This window comes from Streptomyces sp. 1-11 (assembly GCF_007176755.1).
Taxonomy (GTDB): Bacteria; Actinomycetota; Actinomycetes; order Streptomycetales; family Streptomycetaceae; genus Streptomyces.
Window position 1 is genome coordinate 258874 of record NZ_BJTV01000002.1, and the last position, 19046, is coordinate 277919.

At 74.3% G+C, this 19046-nt stretch carries 19 protein-coding genes and 1 pseudogene; 9 read left to right on the forward strand and 11 right to left on the reverse strand.

Annotation, left to right across the window (positions count from 1 at the left end; genetic code table 11):
- Positions 1–173 precede the first annotated feature (173 nt).
- Positions 174–1004, forward strand: coding sequence for a DeoR/GlpR family DNA-binding transcription regulator (locus TNCT1_RS05450; protein WP_143628844.1), 831 nt, complete (start codon positions 174–176; stop codon positions 1002–1004).
- Between the two features lie 17 nt (positions 1005–1021).
- Here the strand turns inward: TNCT1_RS05450 and TNCT1_RS05455 are convergent, their stop codons facing one another.
- Positions 1022–2146: a PLP-dependent cysteine synthase family protein gene (locus tag TNCT1_RS05455; RefSeq protein WP_143628846.1), complete on the reverse strand. Its 1125-nt coding sequence runs from the start codon at positions 2144–2146 to the stop codon at positions 1022–1024.
- A gap of 375 nt (positions 2147–2521) precedes the next feature.
- On the opposite strand from TNCT1_RS05455, the gene TNCT1_RS05460 reads away from it, so the two are divergent.
- The gene (locus tag TNCT1_RS05460) at positions 2522–2845 is read left to right on the forward strand and encodes a hypothetical protein (protein WP_143628848.1); all 324 of its coding nucleotides are present in this window, start codon (positions 2522–2524) and stop codon (positions 2843–2845) included.
- Positions 2846–3050: 205 nt separating this feature from the next.
- Positions 3051–3536, forward strand: a pseudogene (locus tag TNCT1_RS36130) (ATP-binding protein); the annotation flags it as partial.
- Between the two features lie 360 nt (positions 3537–3896).
- On the opposite strand, the gene TNCT1_RS05470 reads toward TNCT1_RS36130, so the two are convergent.
- The 4 genes from TNCT1_RS05470 to TNCT1_RS05485 form a co-directional block, all read right to left on the reverse strand.
- Positions 3897–4178, reverse strand: a complete 282-nt coding sequence (locus tag TNCT1_RS05470) for an SHOCT domain-containing protein (RefSeq protein ID WP_143629400.1) — start codon at positions 4176–4178, stop codon at positions 3897–3899.
- Between the two features lie 282 nt (positions 4179–4460).
- A complete protein-coding gene (locus TNCT1_RS05475) occupies positions 4461–5201 on the reverse strand; it encodes an NUDIX hydrolase (RefSeq protein ID WP_235902359.1) in 741 nt (246 codons plus the stop codon).
- The gene (locus TNCT1_RS05480) at positions 5198–6433 is read right to left on the reverse strand and encodes an ROK family protein (RefSeq protein ID WP_143628855.1); all 1236 of its coding nucleotides are present in this window, start codon (positions 6431–6433) and stop codon (positions 5198–5200) included. The genes TNCT1_RS05475 and TNCT1_RS05480 overlap by 4 nt, the downstream gene beginning before the upstream one ends.
- Positions 6434–6481: 48 nt before the next feature.
- Positions 6482–7132, reverse strand: coding sequence for an alpha-ketoglutarate-dependent dioxygenase AlkB (locus TNCT1_RS05485; RefSeq protein WP_143629404.1), 651 nt, complete (start codon positions 7130–7132; stop codon positions 6482–6484).
- A gap of 103 nt (positions 7133–7235) precedes the next feature.
- Between TNCT1_RS05485 and TNCT1_RS05490 the strand changes: the two genes are divergently transcribed.
- Positions 7236–8372, forward strand: a complete 1137-nt coding sequence (locus tag TNCT1_RS05490) for a methyltransferase (RefSeq protein ID WP_143629406.1) — start codon at positions 7236–7238, stop codon at positions 8370–8372.
- A gap of 134 nt (positions 8373–8506) precedes the next feature.
- The gene (locus TNCT1_RS05495; RefSeq protein WP_143628857.1) at positions 8507–9286 is read left to right on the forward strand and encodes a DeoR/GlpR family DNA-binding transcription regulator; all 780 of its coding nucleotides are present in this window, start codon (positions 8507–8509) and stop codon (positions 9284–9286) included.
- Between the two features lie 48 nt (positions 9287–9334).
- Here TNCT1_RS05495 and TNCT1_RS05500 read toward each other — a convergent pair whose 3' ends face one another.
- Complete coding sequence (locus TNCT1_RS05500; protein ID WP_160160376.1) at positions 9335–9730, reverse strand: luciferase family protein; 396 nt, start codon at positions 9728–9730, stop codon at positions 9335–9337.
- 511 nt (positions 9731–10241) lie between these two features.
- Between TNCT1_RS05500 and TNCT1_RS05505 the strand changes: the two genes are divergently transcribed.
- Both TNCT1_RS05505 and TNCT1_RS05510 read left to right on the forward strand, forming a co-directional pair.
- The gene (locus TNCT1_RS05505; protein WP_143628859.1) at positions 10242–11408 is read left to right on the forward strand and encodes an MFS transporter; all 1167 of its coding nucleotides are present in this window, start codon (positions 10242–10244) and stop codon (positions 11406–11408) included.
- A 234-nt stretch (positions 11409–11642) separates the two neighbouring features.
- Complete coding sequence (locus tag TNCT1_RS05510; RefSeq protein WP_143628861.1) at positions 11643–12383, forward strand: maleylpyruvate isomerase family mycothiol-dependent enzyme; 741 nt, start codon at positions 11643–11645, stop codon at positions 12381–12383.
- Between the two features lie 6 nt (positions 12384–12389).
- Here the strand turns inward: TNCT1_RS05510 and TNCT1_RS05515 are convergent, their stop codons facing one another.
- The 4 genes from TNCT1_RS05515 to TNCT1_RS05530 form a co-directional block, all read right to left on the reverse strand.
- Positions 12390–12791 carry a MarR family winged helix-turn-helix transcriptional regulator gene (locus TNCT1_RS05515; protein WP_143628863.1) on the reverse strand — a complete coding sequence of 134 codons (402 nt, stop codon included), beginning with the start codon at positions 12789–12791 and terminating at the stop codon, positions 12390–12392.
- Between the two features lie 65 nt (positions 12792–12856).
- Positions 12857–13522 carry a response regulator transcription factor gene (locus TNCT1_RS05520; protein WP_143628865.1) on the reverse strand — a complete coding sequence of 222 codons (666 nt, stop codon included), beginning with the start codon at positions 13520–13522 and terminating at the stop codon, positions 12857–12859.
- Positions 13519–14739: a sensor histidine kinase gene (locus tag TNCT1_RS05525; RefSeq protein WP_143628867.1), complete on the reverse strand. Its 1221-nt coding sequence runs from the start codon at positions 14737–14739 to the stop codon at positions 13519–13521. Before TNCT1_RS05525 ends, TNCT1_RS05520 begins: the two co-directional genes overlap by 4 nt.
- A gap of 264 nt (positions 14740–15003) precedes the next feature.
- Entirely contained in the window at positions 15004–15699 is a 696-nt protein-coding gene (locus TNCT1_RS05530; protein ID WP_143628869.1) for a TetR/AcrR family transcriptional regulator, read from the reverse strand.
- A gap of 146 nt (positions 15700–15845) precedes the next feature.
- Between TNCT1_RS05530 and TNCT1_RS05535 the strand changes: the two genes are divergently transcribed.
- The gene (locus TNCT1_RS05535) at positions 15846–16304 is read left to right on the forward strand and encodes a nitroreductase/quinone reductase family protein (RefSeq protein ID WP_143628871.1); all 459 of its coding nucleotides are present in this window, start codon (positions 15846–15848) and stop codon (positions 16302–16304) included.
- Here the strand turns inward: TNCT1_RS05535 and TNCT1_RS05540 are convergent.
- Positions 16294–17547 carry a geranylgeranyl reductase family protein gene (locus tag TNCT1_RS05540; protein WP_143628872.1) on the reverse strand — a complete coding sequence of 418 codons (1254 nt, stop codon included), beginning with the start codon at positions 17545–17547 and terminating at the stop codon, positions 16294–16296. The two genes, TNCT1_RS05535 and TNCT1_RS05540, sit on opposite strands and share 11 nt — an antisense overlap.
- A 131-nt stretch (positions 17548–17678) precedes the next feature.
- Here TNCT1_RS05540 and TNCT1_RS05545 point away from each other — a divergent pair, with 131 nt between their 5' ends.
- Positions 17679–19034, forward strand: a complete 1356-nt coding sequence (locus TNCT1_RS05545) for a dipeptidase (RefSeq protein ID WP_143628873.1) — start codon at positions 17679–17681, stop codon at positions 19032–19034.
- The last annotated feature ends 12 nt before the right edge of the window (positions 19035–19046 follow it).

Here is a 19046-nt window from a genome sequence, read left to right on the forward strand (position 1 = left end):
CGCCGGCGCCGACCTGAATGGCATGCGCGCGTCGGGAAAGGCGGTGGCGCGACCGCCGCCGTCCCGTGAAAAGATGGAACGCCCGTGCACCCGGGACCGCTGGAACCTCCAGGTCGGAGCCGGTGCGGCGGGCGGCTCGGACGACGGATCGCGGCGAAGGGACCGGAGCGTACGTGAGCGAGAATCAGAACCTCCTCGCGGAGCAGCGCCGCGCCCTGATCCTGGACGAGGTCCGGCGCCGGGGCGGTGTCCGGGTCAACGAACTGACCCGCAAGCTCGGCGTGTCCGACATGACCGTGCGGCGGGATCTGGACGCGCTGGCCCGTCAGGGTGTGCTGGAGAAGGTGCACGGCGGCGCGGTCCCGGTGGTCGAGGCGAGCACGCACGAGCCCGGTTTCGAGGCCAAGTCGGCTCTGGAGCTGACCGCCAAGGAGGACATCGCGCGCTCCGCCGCCCGGCTGGTCGCCCCGGGCACGGCGATCGCACTGTCCGGCGGCACGACGACCTACGCGCTCGCGCAGCACCTGCTGGAGGTGCCGGACCTGACCGTGGTGACGAACTCGGTGCGGGTCGCCGACGTCTTCCACTCCGCTCAGCGCACCTCGGGGCAGCGGCCTGGCGCCGCGACCGTGGTGCTGACCGGCGGGGTGCGCACCCCGTCCGACTCGCTGGTGGGCCCGGTGGCCGACCAGGCGATCGCGGCCCTCCACTTCGATCTGCTCTTCCTCGGGGTGCACGGGATATCGGTGGAGGCCGGTCTGTCCACGCCGAACCTCGCGGAGGCGGAGACGAACCGCCGGCTGGTGCAGTCGGCGCGCCGTGTCGTGGTGGTGGCCGACCACACCAAGTGGGGGACGGTGGGCCTGAGTTCGTTCGCCGGGCTGGCGCAGGTGGACACGCTGGTCACCGACGCGGGTCTGCCCGCGGAGGCGCGCGCGGAGATCGCCGAGCATCTGCACCGGCTGGTGGTGGCGGGCGAGACGGAGGACGACGAGGAGGTCTGACGGCGCGGGCCGGTCCCTCAGTCCGGCCAGATGCCCGTGGCCAGCAGCGACTCGATCGCCGAGGTGTAGGGGGCGATGTCCAGGCCCTGTTCCTCGAGCCAGGAGTCGGAGTAGTACTTGTCCAGGTAGCGGTCCCCCGGGTCGCACAGCAGGGTGACGACGCTGCCGGTGCGGCCCTCGGCCACCATCTCGGAGACGATCTTCAGTGCGCTCCACAGGCCGGTGCCGGTCGAGCCGCCCGCCTTGCGGCCTATGGCCCGCTCCAGCGCGCGCACGGCGGCCACGCTGGCCGCGTCCGGGACCTTCATCATCCGGTCGATCGCGCCGGGCACGAAGCTCGGCTCCATGCGCGGCCGGCCGATGCCCTCGATCCGGGAGCCGCAGTCGCAGGTGACGTCCGGATCGCCGGTGGTCCAGCCCTCGAAGAAACAGGAGTTGTCGGGGTCGGCGACACAGACGCGGGTGTCGTACTGCATGTAGTGGACGTAGCGCGCGAGGGTGGCCGAGGTGCCGCCGGTTCCGGCCGTGGCGACGATCCAGGCGGGTTCCGGGAACCGCTCCAACTCGAGCTGGCGGAAGATGGATTCGGCGATGTTGTTGTTGCCGCGCCAGTCGGTGGCCCGCTCGGCGTAGGTGAACTGGTCCATGTAGTGGCCGCCGGTCTCCGCCGCGAGGCGGGCGGACTCCTCGTACATCTTCCGGGAGTCGTCCACGAAGTGGCACTGCCCGCCGTGGAACTCGATCAGACGGCACTTCTCGGCGCTCGTGGTGCGCGGCATGACCGCGATGAAGGGCACGCCGATCAGCTTGGCGAAGTAGGCCTCGGAGACGGCCGTCGATCCGCTGGAGGCCTCGATCACCGGGCGGTCCGGCCGGATCCAGCCATTGCACAGGCCGTACAGGAACAGGGAGCGGGCGAGCCGGTGCTTGAGGCTGCCGGTGGGGTGCGTCGACTCGTCCTTCAGGTAGAGGTCGATGCCCCACCGCTCGGGCAGCGGGAAGCGCAGCAGGTGCGTGTCCGCCGAGCGGTTGGCGTCGGCCTGCACCTTGCGGACGGCGTCTTTCAGCCAGCCGCGGTAGGCGGCGTCACTGCGGTCGACGTCCAGGGTGGCGCCGGTCCGGGTCTGTGGGGTGGTGCTCACGGCGGGGCTCCTTACGCTGAGCGCCGACGGCGCCTCCGGCGGCCGGCATCTCGCATCATAGGCACCTTCCACACCTCTTCCCACCTGCATAAACGCATCTTTGGGCCCCTCAAAGGGACGCTGGGACACAGCCGCGCCGGGCACCTCGGGGCGCATTGGCGCGAGTGCTCCGGGCGCCCTTCGCGCGCGCCCCCTGCGCACTGGTGCCGCCGACCTCGCCGGGGCAGACTGCAGCGGACGGGACGACCGACCCGGGCGACGGCGCACACTGGATCACAGCACCGCGCCGGGCCGGTACGGCCGGGCACGGACCGGATCCGGACCCCGCGGGGTCCGGCATCGCGGCGGAGGACGCGCACGAGGGGGCGGCGGGAGATGGCGGAGCCGGAGTTCACGGCCAAGGGCGTGCGGATCGGCAAGAGGCTGCGTTCGCTCACCCGGGCCGGGCAGGTCCGGATCAGTGACGGCAGGGTGGAGCTGCTGACCAGTTACGGCAGCGAGATCGACAGCGCGCCGGTGCAGGCGGTACGGGCCTCCAAGCCGTGGTTCGCGCCGGACGACCGGGCGCACGCGGACCTCAACGGCAAGCGGTACTCGCTGACGCTGGGCGAGCACGACCCGGCTCCGGGGGAGCCGGGGCCGCCCGCGGCGCGGCGGTTCATCGAGGCGGTGCGCCGCGCGGCCGGGCGCGGCGGCTGACCGGCAGCGGACGGCGGCGAGTTGCGGGGACGCGGCCGCTGCGCCACGCTGGTCTCACGTCACTCTGGGTTTACCGGCGATAACGCTGCGAACCAGCCCGCCGGCCAGGACAGCAGGCGGACGTTTGGACGCAAGCACCCTGCTGGATCCGTTGTTCTCCGTGTTCCTCCGGTTCCTCCGGACCTCACATCGGGGAGTCGCAGCCGTGATCAGTCACTCAAGCAGGCACTGCACGGTGGAGCTCCAAGCCCTGCCGTCGCGGATCGGCCAGGTCCGCAGAATCGTATCTGCGCAGTTGCGCTACTGGCATATGGACCCGTTGATCGACCGGGCCGCGCTCGGCGTGACCGAGCTGCTCAGCAACGTCCACCGGCACGCCCGGCCCGACAAGTCGTGCACGGTCGAGCTGGAACTGCTGGCCGGCCGGCTCACCGTGTCGGTGCGCGACCACGATCCGCGCCTGCCCGTGGTCCCCGAGGACGCGTCCGCGCCGGCGCTGGTCCCGCTGGCCACCTGCGGGCGGGGCCTGGCGATGGTGGCCGCGATGAGCGAGAGCTGGGGCGCGCGCCCCGCAGGCGACGACGGCAAGGTCGTGTGGTTCACCCTGCCGGCGCCGTCCGCGGCGGTCCGGCAGCCGGCCCGCTCGCCGCGCCCCGCGGCCGAGCGGCAGCCCGTACCCCGGCTCGCCGAGGCACGGCCGGTCCCGGTGGCGAGCGCCCCGGCCACGCCGGTCACCACCTCGCCCAGGCCGGCCACGCCGGTCACCACCGCACCCAGGCCGGTCACGGCCTCCCCCGCGCCGGTCACGCCCACGCCGGTCGCGCCCACGCCGGTCGCCGCGACGCCCGCCCCCGCCGTGGCCCGTGCCTCGGCCGCGGCAACCGCTCCCGCCCGGTCGGCCGTTCCCGGCTGACCGGGCGGTGACACCACCCCGGCGTCGCGGCTGTCGCGGCCGGCGGGGCGCGGGCGGGAACGCCGTCGCGCGCCCTTCACCGCGCGGGCGCACGGGCGACGTCGCTGGTACCGCAGAGGCCGCCCGCGCGCCCGCGTGTCAGGCGGCGCCGTCCTTGCGGCCGAAGTGCTCCTCGAGGACGGACATCCGGCGCCAGTACTCCTCCTCGTCGATCTCGCCCGAGGCGAAGCGACGGCCCAGTACCGCGAGCGGCGCGTCGCCCGCCGGGCGACCGCCGGCGACCGGCCGCCAGGGCCCCCTCGCCCGCCAGGCGGTGCGGCGCAGCACGGTGACGGCGCCGATCACGACGGCCGCCCAGATCAGCGGGAAGAAGAGGATCCACGGGCCGGGCCCGCCGTCCCAGTTCGCCAGGGTCTGCATATCGTTCATCTCCGTCGTCTCGGGTCCTCGGGTACGCCACGAGACTCCCCCGGGACAGGGGCCCGGGTCGTCGTGCGGCCGGCGGCAGTGCGCGTACCTCCCCGGGAGTACGCGAGAGGAGCCCGGCTGCTCTCCGCGGACCGGCGGACCTCGGTCGCCGTGGCCCGGACCATGCGGACGCCTGGCCCCCGAAAGGGGCTGCGGCGCAACCGCTGCGCTGAGGGCGGAGGCAGAACCCCGCAGGCCGCTCAGGCGGCTCAGGCTCGTGCCTCAGGCTCAGGCTCAGGCTCGGGCGGCCGTGTCCGCGTAGCGGCGGACGACCGGCGCCAGGTAGTCGACGTGCGGCCCGTCCAGTTCCGCCGGACCGGCCGTCGGCCGGATCAGTGCGATCCGGTCGAACTCGGGCTCGCGGCCCTGGCCGGTCTCCGTGCTCACCAGACGCGCGTACCGGTCCAGCAGTTCCCCGGCGGGACACGCCGGGGCCAGGAACATGACGCCGACGCTGCCTCTCGCCCCCCGGGTGGTCAGCCACCGGGTCAGGGACCCGGCGGCGGCGGTGGAGCCGGTCTCCTCGGCCAGCTCGCGCGCCGCGTGCCGACGCAGGCCGTCGAGGTCCAGCCCGGCATCCCCCTCCGGTGGTTCGACGGTGCCGCCGGGAAGCTGCCAGCGCCCCGGTGCCACGGTCGAGGAGGCCATCCGCCCCACCAGCAGGCGCCCGTCCTCGGACGGCTGCAGCACGGAGACGAACAGGGAGGCGACCGCCGGCGCGTCCGGCACCTCGCGCAGCGCGCGGTAACGGTAGGTGGCCCGGGCCCACGACAGCACCAGACCGTCCCGCCCGTCCCGTTCCAGCCCCGTCAGCGCGGCCACCGGACCGTCGAAGAGCGCGGGGTTCGCCCGTACCGCCTCCTCCCACCGGCGGTCCATGGCCGACCTGTGCGCCGGGGACAGCCCGGGCGCCGCGGTCTCGACGAGCCGGATGCGCGGGGCGTCCAGCAGTTCCACCCGGCCGGTCCCCGTCACAGCACCGCCAGCGGATCGTCCAGCACCGGCTGCCAGGCCAGTTCCGCCGCGCCCACCAGGCTGTTGTGGTCCAGGGTGCAGGCCAGGACGGGCACGCCGCCGCTCTGCCCCCACAGGCTGCGGTCGGCGACGACCGCGCGCAGCCGTCCGGGGTCGGCGTCGAGCAGGGTGCGGTGCAGGCCGCCGAGGATGATGCGGTCGGGGTTGAGGATGTTGACCAGGCCGGCCAGGCCCAGCCCGAGGCGGTCGATCAGGGCCTCGGCCGCGGTGCGCACGGCCGGGTCGGTGTACTGGTCGCGCAGCATGTCGTTGGCCTGCTGCAGCAGGGAGACCTCGGGGCCCGGGTCGCGGCCCGCCTCGACGAGCAGGGCCAGCGGGTCCGTCTCGACGTCCAGGCAGCCGCGGCTGCCGCAGTGGCAGGGCCGGCCCTCCGGGTTGACGGTGAGGTGCCCGACCTCCAGGGCGAGCCCGGAACTCCCGGTGTGCAGGCGGCCGTCGAGGACCAGGGCGCCGCCCACGCCCCGGTGTCCGGTGGCCACGCACAGCAGGTCCCGGGCGCCCCGGCCGGCCCCGTGCCGGTGCTCGGCGAGCGCGGCGAGGTTGACGTCGTTGGCGGCGAAGGCGGGGCCGGTGATGCCGGCGGCGCGCACGCGTTCGGCGAAGATCCGGCGGACCGGTGCGCCCACCGGCCAGGCCAGGTGGAGGGGGTTGAGGGCCAGGCCGTCGGGCTCGGCGACGGCGGAGGGCACGGCGAGTCCGGCGCCCACACAGCGGCGGCCGGTGGTGCGCAGGAGTTCGGCGCCCGCGTCGACCACGGAGCCGAGCACCTTCGCCGGGTCGGCGTCGACGGTCTCGCAGCCGGGCGCCGTCGCCACGATCCGCCCGCCGAGACCCACCAGCGCGGCCCGGAAGCCGTCGGCGTGCACCTGGGCGGCGAGCACCACCGGACCGTCCTCGGCGACCTCGAGACGATGCGAGGGGCGCCCCTGGGAGCCGGCCGCCGCACCCGGGCGGGCGTTCACCCGGATCAGCCCGAGCGCCTCCAGCTCGGCCGCCACCGCACCGGCGGTCGCCCGGGTGACCCCGAGTTCGGCGGTGAGCACGGCCCGGGTCGGCGCGCGCCCGGTGTGCACGAGCTCCAGCGCGGGGCCGAGCGCGCCGCGCCCCCGGTCCAGCCGCGCTCTCGAGGTGGTCCCATCCCCCGTTCCGCGGGGGTCCGCCTTGCCGCTCATGAGGGCGAGTCTCCCATGATCCGCGGTCCTCGTGGCCCGGGCCGCGGTCTACAGCCCGCTGACCCGCAGGGTGATGTTCAGCCGCCCGGTCAGCCCGAGTTCCGGCGGGGCCGTGCCCGGGTGCACCCGCGGCACCCCGTGGAAGGCGAGGCGGGACGGCCCGCCGAACACGAACAGGTCGCCGCTGCGCAACTCGACGTCCGTGTACGGCCTGGTGCGGGTCTCGGTGTTGCCGAACCGGAAGACGCAGGTGTCGCCGAGGCTCAGCGACACCACCGGCGCGTCCGACCGCTCGTCGCTGTCGCGGTGCATGCCCATGCGGGCGTCGCCGTCGTAGAAGTTGACCAGCGCGATGTCGTACGGCTCCGCCGGGAGCGCCCGCGGGCCGAGCGCGTCGGCCACGGCGCTGCGGGCCAGTTCGTCCAGCCAGGCCGGGAACGGTTTCACGGGCGCGCCGTCGCCGTCGACGGCGGTGGGCGCGTAGCCGTACGGGTACCAGTGCCGGCCGAGGCACACCTGCCGGGCGCTCATCGTGCCGCCGCCGGGTGTGCGGACGGTGCGCAGGCCGGCCGGAGGCCTCGCCCACTCGCGGCAGGCGGCGAGCAGCGCGCGCCCGCGTCCGGCGGGCAGCCAGGCGGGGACGTGCACGGCGCCCGGCGCGACGCGGGCCGGCTCCCTGGCGAACAGCCCGGCATCCATGCCGTCCCCGCCGTCCATGCCATCGTTGCCTTCCATGCCCTCCATCCTGACCGAACGGTCGTGAGCTGCGGCTCGGCTAGCCTGGAGCGCGATGAACGACCGTATGACGACGCCATGGGGCGGGTTCGAGCTGTCCCGCTTCCCCGAGGATCCCCGCGACCGGCTGCGCGCCTGGGACGCCTCCGACGCCTACCTGCTGCGGCACCTGGCCGAGGAGGGGGTGCCGCTGACGGGCACGGTCGTGGTGGCCGGCGACCGCTGGGGCGCGCTGGTCACGGCGCTCGCCCGCTACCGGCCGACGCAGATCACCGACTCCTTCCTGACTCAGGAGGCGACCCGGGCGAACCTGGCCCGGGCGGGCGTCGAACCCGGTGCCGTGCGCCTGCTGACCACGCAGGACCCGCCGCCGGAGCGGGTGGACGTACTGCTGGTCCGGGTGCCGAAGAGCCTGGCCCTGCTGGAGGACCAGTTGCTGCGGCTCGCGCCCGCCGTGCACGCGGACACGGTCGTGGTCGGCACCGGCATGGTGAAGGAGATCCACACCTCCACGCTGAGCCTGTTCGAGCGGATCCTCGGGCCGACCCGTACCTCGCTGGCCCGGCAGAAGGCCCGGCTGATCTTCTGCTCACCGGACCCGGCCCTGGAGCGGCCCGCCAACCCGTGGCCGTACGGCTACGACCTCCCCGACGACGTCGGCCCGCTCTCCGGGCGCCCGGTCGTGAACCACGCGGGGGTCTTCTGCGCCGACCGGCTCGACATCGGCACCCGCTTCTTCCTGCGGCACCTGCCGGCCGGGCCGGGCGCCGGGCGGGTGGCCGACCTCGGCTGCGGAAACGGTGTGGTCGGCACGGCGATGGCGCTGGCCGATCCGGCGGCCGAAGTGCTGTTCGTGGACGAGTCGTTCCAGGCCGTGGCCTCCGCCGAGGCGACGTACAAGGCCAACGGGGTGCCCGGTCACGCGGAGTTCCGGGTCGGGGACGGGCTGGCCGGGGTGGCGCCCGGCAGTGTGGACCTGGTGCTGAACAACCCGCCGTTCCACTCCCACCAGGCGACCACCGACGCCACGGCCTGGCGGATGTTCACCGGGGCGAAGCGTGCGCTGCGCCCCGGCGGCGAGCTGTGGGTGGTCGGCAACCGCCACCTGGGCTACCACGTGACGCTGAAGCGGCTGTTCGGCAACAGCAGGCTGGTGGCGAGCGACCCGAAGTTCGTGGTGCTGAAGGCGGTCAAGCGGGGCTGACCTCCCGGTGCGCGGGGGTGGGAAGCGCGGTCCGGCCGCCGGCCGGGACCCCGGTGCTCGTGGCCGCTTCCCGGGCCGTCGCGTCGTGGCCCGTGGACTAGGGTCGCCGGGAACAGGGAGAACGGAGGCCGCGGATGTCCCGGGACGCCCGCTGGAAGGTGCTGCTGGAACTGCTCGTCGAGCGCGGCCGGCTGGAGGTCGAGGAGGCGGCGGCCGAGCTCGGGGTGTCGGCGGCCACGATCCGCCGGGACCTCGACGGGCTCGCCGAACAGCAGATGCTGGTGCGCACCCGGGGCGGTGCGGTGGTGCACGGGGTGTCTTACGAGCTGCCGTTGCGCTACAAGACGGCCCGCCACGCCTCCGAGAAGCAGCGGATCGCCAAGGCGGTGGCGGATCTCGTGGCACCGGGCGAGGCGGTGGGGCTGACCGGGGGCACGACCACCACCGAGGTGGCCCGCGCGCTCGCCGTACGCGGCGATCTGGGCGCCGGCTCACCCGCCCTGACCGTCGTGACCAACGCGCTGAACATCGCCAACGAGCTGGCGGTTCGGCCCCAGTTCAAGATCGTGGTGACCGGCGGGGTCGCGCGTCCGCAGTCCTACGAGCTCATCGGCCCGCTCGCGGACGGGGTGCTGAGCCAGGTCACGCTGGACGTGGCGGTGCTCGGGGTGGTCGCGTTCGACCTCACGCACGGCGCGGCCGCGCACGACGAGGCGGAGGCCGCGATCAACCGGCTGCTGTGCGAACGCGCCGAGCGGGTGGTCGTGGCCGCCGACTCCAGCAAGCTGGGCCGGCGGGCCTTCGCCCGGATCTGCGCGGCGGAGCTGGTGGACACGCTGGTCACGGACACGGCGGTGGCCCAGGACACCGTGCACCGCTTCGAGGAGGCGGGGATCCGGGTCCTGGCGGTGTGAGGCACCGGGCGAAGGCCCGCCCGTGGCGTGCCGCGCGCCGTCACGGACTCAGTAGCCGCTGCGGTCCGCCTTCACGAATCCGGCGCCGCGCTGGTCGTTGCAGCCGGACACCGCCCGTCCCTCCGGGTCCGGCCAGGACTGCTGGGCCTGCAGGGCCACGCTCACCAGGGTCAGCAGCAGGTCGACGTCGCTGGCCGCGTCGAGCCGGAGGGTGACCCACGGCGAGCCCGGCACGATCCGGACAGCGCCCGCGGCCTTCAGGTCCTTGGCGAACCGCCGGACGGCCCGGTCGGTCAGCCGTAGGTCGACGTCCCGGTCCGAGTGGAAGTGAACGATCTCACCCCCGGCCGAGTCGACCGCCTCTCCCGTGCCACAGCTCGGGACGGCTCGTCTCAGGTCCGGCCAGGTCGCCAATTGCGCGAGTGCGCGCGAGGCCAACGTCATGGGGCCATCATGACTTGCTCACCCGTCGGCAACCAGCCGGTGCGCAAGCATTAACCGACCTGTATCCGCTTGGATTTCCCTCCTTTCCCCGCATAGCCGCAACGAACGGACATATGACGATGTGCGGTTGGAGCGATCGCGGCCGGCCCTCCGGCGCCGCTCCCGGCGAACGGGCCGCGGCACGGCCGGGAAGGGACCCGACAGTGGACGGAGTGGACTAACTCGGCTGGCTGGATCGACAGTTGACGCTCAACCAAAGCCCCGCACGCCCGCTTCGCGTGACGACACGGGCACATGCGGCATCGGGAGTCGCCGACTTGACCGTGACGTCCGGCGGGTGAGGACACATCGACGGTGCGCGCGAGGCGGCGCCGGGACGGGCCGGGAAGCGGAGCCGCCGCCGTCGCGGCCCGACGCGTCCCGGGGCGACCGATGGCTCTTGCATCAATTCGGCGGACGCCCGTAGCCTCAGTTTGTGCCGCAAATAAACAAAACCCGAACGCACAGCGTCGTGCCGGGTCACGGGCTCACGCGTCTTCGCGCCGCGATCACGGCCTTCTTCGCCCTGGACGGATTCATCTTCGCCGGCTGGGTCGTCCGCATCCCCGACATCAAGGAACAGACGCACGCCTCCGCCGCCACCCTCGGGCTCGCACTCCTCGGCGTCTCCGCGGGGGCCGTTCTCACCATGACCATGACCGGCCGGCTGTGCCGGCGCTACGGCAGCCACCCGGTGACCGTCGTCTGCATGACCGTCCTGGCGCTGAGCGTCGCTCTGCCGCCGCTCACCCACTCGGCACCGGCGCTGGGCGCCGTGCTGCTGCTCTTCGGGGCGGCCTACGGCGGAGTCAACGTCGCGTTCAACAGCGCCGCCGTCGATCTGGTGGCGGCCCTGCGCCGGCCGATCATGCCCACCTTCCACGCGGCCTTCAGCCTGGGCGGCATGATCGGCGCCGGACTCGGCGGACTGGTGGCCGGCTCGCTCTCCCCCACCCGGCACCTGCTGGGCATCACCCTGCTCGGGCTGCTGGTCACGGCCGCCGCCGGGCCCACCCTGCTGCGGCACGAGGCACCGGCGCCGCCCGAGCGCCCTACGTCGGAGTCCGGCGGTGCCGCGCGGCGCCCGGAGGGCGGGAAACGCGCGCTGGTCGTCGTCTTCGGCCTCATCGCCCTGTGCACCGCCTACGGCGAGGGCGCCATGGCCGACTGGGGCGCCCTGCACCTCCAGGAGGACCTCGCGGCCTCCGCGGGCACGGCGGCCGCCGGCTACTCGCTCTTCGCGCTGTCCATGACGATCGGGCGGCTGACCGGGACGGCCCTGCTGCTGCGCCTCGGGCGGGCCAGGACCGTGGTCGCCGGCGGCGCCACCGCGGCCGCCGGGATGCTGCTCGGCTCGCTCGCGCCCTCGGTGTGGGCGGCGCTGCTCGGCTTCGCCGTCACCGGGCTCGGCCTCGCCAACCTCTTCCCGGTGGCGGTCGAACGGGCCGGCGCGCTGACCGGCCCGTCCGGAGTGGCCGTCGCCTCCACCCTGGGCTACGGCGGCATGCTCCTCGGACCGCCCACGATCGGCTTCATGGCCGACTGGCTCTCCCTGCCCGCCGCGCTCACCAGCGTGGCCGTCCTGGCCGCCGTGGCCGCGGTCATCGGGGCGACCACACGGCGGGCGCTGAGCGGCTGAGCACGGCGGCGGGCGGACGGCGAGCGCTGACCGGCCGAGCACGACGGCGGGCGGACGGCGGACACCGGCGTCCACCCGCCCTCGCCCGTTCGCCGTCCCGCTCTCCCCCGCCCTCAACTGTTCGCCGTCCCGCCTTCCCCTGCCCTTACCCGTCTGTCCGCCGCGCTCCCCCACCCCACACGACTGCGCGAAACCTGTCCTCGCGAACACGCTCCGTCCGGCAGACTCACCGCCATGGAGACTGCCGAGTTCCTTCGCGCACTGGACCGGGAAGGCCGGCTGCTGGCCGCCGCCGCCGAACTGGCGGGTACGGACGCCAAGGTGCCGGCGTGCCCGCAGTGGCAGGTGCGGGACCTGCTGCGGCACACGGGCGCCGTGCACCGCTGGGCGGCCGCGACGGTCGCCGACGCGCGCACCGCTCCGCTCCCCCTCGGCGACGGCCCGGAGCTGGACGGGGCCGAGCTGGTCGCCTGGTACCGGGACAGCCACCGCCGGCTGGTGGAGACGCTGGCCGGCGCCCCGGCCGGCCTGGAGTGCTGGACCTTCCATCCCGCGCCCAACCCGTCCCCGCTGGCCTTCTGGGCCCGGCGGCAGGCCCATGAGACGACCGTCCACCGGTACGACGCGGAGGCGGCCCGAGGCGGGCCGGCGTCCCCGGTGGCCGCGGGGTTCGCCGCGGACGGCGTCGACGAGCTGCTGCGCGGCTTCCACGCCCGGGCCAGGAGCCGGGTCCGCACGGAGCGGCCGCGCGTGCTGCGGGTACGCGCGACGGACGCGGGCGCGGACGCCGTGTGGACGGTACGCCTGTCCGACGAGCCGCCGGTCACGTCCAGGGACGCGGACGGTCAGGCGGACGCCGAACTGACCGGGACGGCCGAGCGGCTGTACCTGGGACTGTGGAACCGGGTGCCGTTGCCCGACGCGACGGGTGACCGCGCGCTCGCCGCGCTGTGGCGGGAGACGTCCGGGATCTGACCGCCGTCAGTCCGGCTCGGCGGCGAGCATCCGGCCGAGCACCGCGCGCTGCACCGGCCGCACCTCGCCGTGCAGCGCGCGCCCCTTCGCGGTGAGCGCCACCCGGACCCCGCGCCGGTCCTCCTCGCACATGGCCCGGCGCACCAGGCCGTCCTTCTCCAGACGCCCTATCAGGCGGGACAGCGCGCTCTGACTGAGATGCACCCGCTCGGAGACCTCCTGCACACGGTAGGCGCAGCCGCCGTCCGCCGCCGCGCCCTCGGCGAGCACGTCGAGCACCTCGAAGTCGCTGGCGCACAGGCCGTGTCCGTGCAGGGCGCGGTCCAGCTCGCACTGGGTGCGGGCGTGCAGGGACAGGATGTCCCGCCACTGCTCCACGAGCGCGTGCTCGGCCTTCCTCGCCGTCATGGGCGCACCGTAGCAGAGGGACGCGTTTGTTGCGCCGTAATCAAATGCGCTTGCATCCGATGCGCTCAGCCCAGCCAGCCCGGCCGGACCAGCCCCGACTCGTAGGCGAGCACGACGAGTTGGGCGCGGTCGCGGGCGCCCAGTTTCACCATGGTGCGGCTCACGTGCGTCTTGGCCGTGAGCGGGCTGACCACCAGCCTGCGGGCGATCTCGTCGTTGGACAGACCGATGCCGACGAGCGCCATCACCTCCCGTTCCCGTTCGGTGAGCCGGGCCAGGCCGCCGGCGGCCGCGGGCTCCTTGGAACGGGCCGCGAACTCGGCGATGAGACGCCGGGTGACGCCCGGGGAGAGCAGGGCGTCGCCCTCGACCACCGCCCGCACCGCGCGCAGCAGTTCGTCGGGCTCGGTGTCCTTCACCAGGAACCCGGATGCGCCGGAGCGGATGGCCTCGAAGACGTACTCGTCCAGTTCGAAGGTGGTGAGCATGACCACCTTCACCTCGGACAGCTCCGGGTCCCCGGTGATGCGCCGGGTCGCGGCGAGCCCGTCCAGCAGGGGCATGCGGATGTCCATCAGCACGACGTCGGGCCGCAGTTCGCGCACCCGGCGCAGGGCCTCCGCGCCGTCCGCCGCCTCACCGGCGACCCCGATGTCCGGCTGCGCGTCGAGCAGCGCCCTGAAACCGGCCCGCACGAGCGCCTGGTCGTCGGCGAGCAGTACCCGGATCACCGGTCCTCCCCGGCGCGCGAGGGCAGTACGGCGAGCACCCGGAAACCGCCGTCGGGTCGCGGGCCCGCCTCGATGGTGCCACCGAGCGCCGCCGCCCTCTCCCTCATGCCGGCCAGCCCGTTGCCGCTGCCGCCGGCGTCGGCCCCGGCCGGCGGCCCGTCGTCGTCGATCCGCAGCCGTAGTCCGCCGCCGCCGTGCTCGAACCGAACCCGGGCCCGCCGGGAGCCGGAGTGCCGTACGACGTTGGTCAGGGCCTCCTGCACGATGCGGAAGGCCGCGAGATCGGCGCCGGGCGGCAGCCGCGGCGGCTCGCCCTCGATCTCGACGGCCAGCCCGGCGGCCGCCGCCTGTTCGGCCAGTTCGGGAAGCCGGTCCAGGCCGGGGGCGGGGGCGCGCGGCGCGGCGCCGGGGGCCCGCAGGGTGTCGAGGACCTGGCGCACCTCGCCGAGCGCCTCCTTGCTGGCCGCCTTGATCGTGGTGAGCGCCGCGCGGGCCTGCTCGGGATCGCTGTCCAGCAGCGCGAGGCCCGCGCCGGCCTGGACGTTGATCACGGAGATGCTGTGCGCGAGCACGTCGTGCAGTTCACGGGCGATCCGCAGCCGTTCGGCGTCCGCGCGCCGCTGGGCGGCCTGGGCGCGGTCCGCGCGCTCCCGTGCCCACTGTTCGCGCCGCACCCGCGCCAGCTCGCACACCGCGGCGACGGCCAGCACCCAGGTGATCACCACGGTCTCCTGGCCCGGACCCGCCGAAGTGTCGCCCGCCGGCGGCAGCCACCGGTAGAGCCAGAGCGTGATCAGCGCGTGCCCGGCGCACAGCAGGCCGAGGGCCGTCCAGGCGGCCCGCCGGCGCCCGGCCACGACGGCGCTGAAACAGCCGACCACCACGGTCAGGAGGACCGGGCCGTAGGGGTAGCCGGCGCCGGTGTAGAGCAGGACCGCCGCCGCCGTGCCGAAGACGACGGCCACCGGCCGGCGCCGCCGCCACAGCAGCAGGACCGAGGCGACGAGCAGCAGCACGCGCGCGTACCCGTCCAGCGGGACGCGCTGCGGCTGCCCGTGCGCGCCGAAGGCCGTGCCGACCAGCACGAAGACGGTGATCAGGGCCGTCGAACGCCACGGCAGACGGGTGTCGCGCGGCTCGGCGTCGCCGGCGCCGCTCCACCGGGCGGGCCCGTACCGCCACCGGTGCGAGGGGCCGTGTCCGCGCTGCTCTTCCATGCCCGCCACGCTAGACGCCCACCATGCCCCGGGCCGTCAGCCGGACGTGGTGGTCGTGCGTACTTCCCGGGGAGTACGCACGACCACCGCCCCGGGGCCTGAGGCTGGGCCGGTCCGGCCGCCATCCGCGGGACTCGGGCTTCGGCGCGCAGCAGCACCCGGGGCCTTGAGCCGTACGGCCCGGAGCCCGACGAACGGGCGGCCGGGCTCGCGCCGGACGTCGGGCGCCGACCGGCCGGATACTTCGTCGGGCCTGGCCGAGTCTCAGGAACTTGCCGTCAGGCCCACGCTCGCGGCGAGTCGCGTCGCCGCGTGCCGGAAGAAGGCTTCCCGGTCCTCGACCATCCGGTTGAACTGGCCGAACACCTCGAAGCCGACCAGTCCGAACAGCTGGGCCCAGGCCGCCACCAGGGCCGGCGCCGTCTCCGCGGGCAGGTCGGGCGCGAGGTCGGCCGCCAGCCGCTCGGCCTCGGGGCGCAGTCCGGCAGGCAGGGGCAGTTCGGTGAGGCCGCCGGCGCCGTGCGCGTCGCGGACGATGCCGATGAGGAGCAGGCCGACGCGCGCGGCGGCCGGCACGGTGGTCTGCGGGGCGGAGTAGCCGGGCACCGGCGAGCCGTAGATCAGCGCGTACTCGTGCGGACGGGCCAGGGCCCAGCGGCGCACCGCCTCGCACACCGCCGTCCACCGCCGTACCGGGTCGGTGCCGGGCACCGTCGCGTGGGCGGCCTCGGCCGCCTCGCCCAGGGAGTCGTACGCGTCGATGATCAGCGCGGTCAGCAGGTCGTCCCGGCTGGGGAAGTACCGGTAGAGCGCGGAGGAGACCATGCCGAGTTCGCGGGCGACGGCCCGCAGCGAGAGCTTGGCCGCGCCCTCCTCCGCGAGCTGTCTGCGCGCGGCGTCCTTGATGGCCGCGGTCACTTCGGTCCTGGCTCGCGCGCGGGCGCCCTGTGCGGTGCTCATGGCAGCAGTGTGCCACGCAGGCGGAGCACCGCACACAAACGAGAGCGCCGAACAAAAAAGAGAGCACCGCTCTTGCTATGGAGCGCCCGCCTGCCCCACACTGGAGTCAACCGAGAGCACTGCTCTCCCGAATCGTGAGGGTCACCATGTCGTCGTCTTCTTCGCCGTACTACCTCAAGGGCAGCCCGCTGAACGTCCGGCTCAACGGGGTCATCGGCTGGCTGGCACGGCACGGGATCAGCCTGGCGGGAAGCGCCGAGATGTCCGTGCGCGGCCGCAAGAGCGGCCAGATGCAGCGCGTCCCGGTCAACCCGCACGCCTACGAGGGCGCGCAGTACCTCGTCTCGGCGCGCGGCCACTCCCAGTGGGTGCGCAACATGCGGGTCGCCGGCGGCGGTGAGCTGCGGGTGGGCCGCCGGGTGCGCCCGTTCACCGCGGTGGAGCTCCCGGACGCCGAGAAGCTCCCGATCCTGCGGACCTACCTGGAGAAGTGGGGCTGGGAGGTCAACCAGTACTTCCAGGGCGTGACCGCCAAGTCCTCCGACGAGGAGATCCTCGCGGCGGCCGGCGACCACCCCGTCTTCCGGATCACCGTCACGGAGTGACGGTGTCCTGCGCCGGCTCGGCCTCGGCCGGGGCCCGGCCCCGGTCGAACGCGGTCAGGGCACGCTGCGCCAGCGGGTGCGAGCGGACCAGCTCGCCCAGGGACGTCGAGCCCTGGGTGATGTCCTTGAACGCCTTCCACGCGGGACGGAAACCGGTGAGCACCGCGTGGAACACTCCGGGACGGCGCTCGAACGCGGCCAGCATCCGCTTGCCGACGCTCATCTCGACGCCGAGCCCCGCCTTGATCGCGAACGCGTAGTTCAGCGCCTGGCGACGGGCGTCCACCGCGTCGTGCGCCTCGGCGATCCGGACCGCCCACTCCCCGGCCAGCCGGCCCGAGCGCAGCGCGAAGGAGATGCCCTCCCGGGTCCACGGCTCCAGCATCCCCGCCGCGTCGCCGCAGACCAGCACCCGGCCGCGGGAGAGCGGCGAGTCGTCGGCCCGGCAGCGGGTGAGGTGCCCGGAGGAGATGCTCGGCTCGAAGCCGGCCAGCCCCAGCCGGGCGATGAAGTCCTCCAGGTACCGCTTGGTGGCGGCGCCCTCGCCGCGCGCCGAGATCACGCCGACCGTCAGGGTGTCGCCCTTGGGGAAGACCCAGCCGTAACTGCCCGGCATGGGGCCCCAGTCGATGAGCACCCGTCCCTTCCAGTCCTCGGCGACCGTCTCGGGGACCGGGATCTCCGCCTCAAGGCCGAGGTCGACCTGGTCCAGCTTCACGCCGACGTGGGCGCCTATGCGGCTGGCGCTGCCGTCGGCGCCGACGACCGCGCGGGCCAGCACCGTCTCCCCGCCCTGCAGCACCACGGCGACGGTGCGCCGGTCGGGCACCGCCGAGCCGTGCTGCTCGACCCGCTGCACGGCGACGCCGGTGCGCAGCTCGGCGCCCGCCTTCTGCGCGTGCTCGACGAGCTGCTGGTCGAACTCGGGCCGGTTGATCAGCCCGAACAGCATCTGCCGGGAGCGGCGGGTGCGGGTGAAACGGCCGTTGTGGGAGAAGGTCACCGCGTGCACCCGGTCCCGGAAGGGCAGCTCGAAGCCGGGCGGCAGCGAGTCGCGGGACGGTCCGATGATTCCGCCGCCGCACGTTTTGTAGCGTGGCAGCTCCGCTTTCTCCAGCAACAGCACGCGCCGTCCCGCGACCGCTGCCGCGTAGGCCGCCGAGGCCCCCGCGGGTCCCGCGCCCACCACGACGACGTCCCACACCCGCTGCACGTCGTCCGCCGAAGAGTTCTCGCCGCTCACGATGGTCGTCTGCTCCGATCAAGCCGCTGCCGCACTGTCCCCCGCATCCTACGGCGACGATCACGGCGGGCCACTGTGGGAGGATCGGTGTACTCACCCGGTACAACGTCGCACCCACGAGGAGCGTGCCCATGTCGTCGAATCCGGTCGCCGAGACCGTCGCCTCCCTGCTGCCCAGGGCGAGGACGGAGCTGGCCGAGCTGGTCGCCTTCAAGTCGGTGGCGGACTTCGCGCAGTTCCCGAGGAGCGAGAGCGAGGGCGCCGCGAACTGGATCGCCGAGGCCCTGCGCGCCGAGGGATTCGTGGACGTGGACCTGCTGGACACCCCGGACGGCACGCAGTCGGTGTACGGCTTCCTGCCGGGCCCGGAGGGCGCAAAAACGGTTCTGCTGTACGCCCACTACGACGTCCAGCCCCCGCTGGACGAGGCCGGCTGGGCCACCCCGCCGTTCGAGCTGACCGAGCGGGACGGCCGCTGGTACGGCCGTGGCAGCGCCGACTGCAAGGGCGGTGTGATCATGCACCTGCTCGCGCTGCGCGCGCTCAAGGCGGACGGCGGCGTCCCGGTGAACGTCAAGGTGATCGTCGAGGGCTCCGAGGAGCAGGGCACGGGCGGCCTGGAGCGCTACGCCGAGCAGCACCCCGAACTGCTGCGCGCGGACACGATCGTGATCGGCGACGCGGGCAACTTCCGGGTCGGCCTGCCCACGGTCACCACGACGCTGCGCGGCATGACCATGCTGCGGGTCCAGGTCGACACCCTCGCCGGCAACCTGCACTCGGGCCAGTTCGGCGGCGCCGCCCCGGACGCGCTCGGCGCGCTCGTCCGGGTCCTGGACTCGCTGCGCGCCGAGGACGGCTCGACCACGGTCGACGGGCTCGACGCCACCGCGCGGTGGGACGGCCTGGAGTACACCGAGGAGCAGTTCCGCACGGACGCCAAGGTGCTGGACGGCGTGGAGCTGATCGGCGGCGGCTCGGTCGCCGACCGCATCTGGGCCCGCCCGGCGGTCACGGTCCTCGGCATCGACTGCCCGCCGGTCGTGGGCGCCACCCCGTCGGTGCAGGCCGGCGCCCGGGCGCTGATCAGCCTGCGGGTGCCGCCGGGCGTGGACGCCGCCGAGGCCACCAAGCTGCTGCAGGCGCACATCGAGGCGCACACCCCGTGGGGCGCGCGGGTCACCACCGAGCAGATCGGTCAGGGCCAGGCCTTCCGCGCGGACACCTCCAGCCCGGCCTACCAGGCGATGGCCGACGCGATGGCGGTCGCCTACCCCGGCGAGACGATGAGCTACGCCGGCCAGGGCGGCTCCATCCCGCTGTGCAACACCCTCGCCGGCCTCTACCCGCAGGCGGAGATCCTGCTGATCGGCCTGAGCGAGCCCGAGGCGCAGATCCACGCGGTCAACGAGAGCGTCTCCCCCGAGGAGCTGGAGCGGCTGTCGGTCGCCGAGGCGCTGTTCCTGACCAACTACGCGGCGGGCTGACGCTTCTGCCCG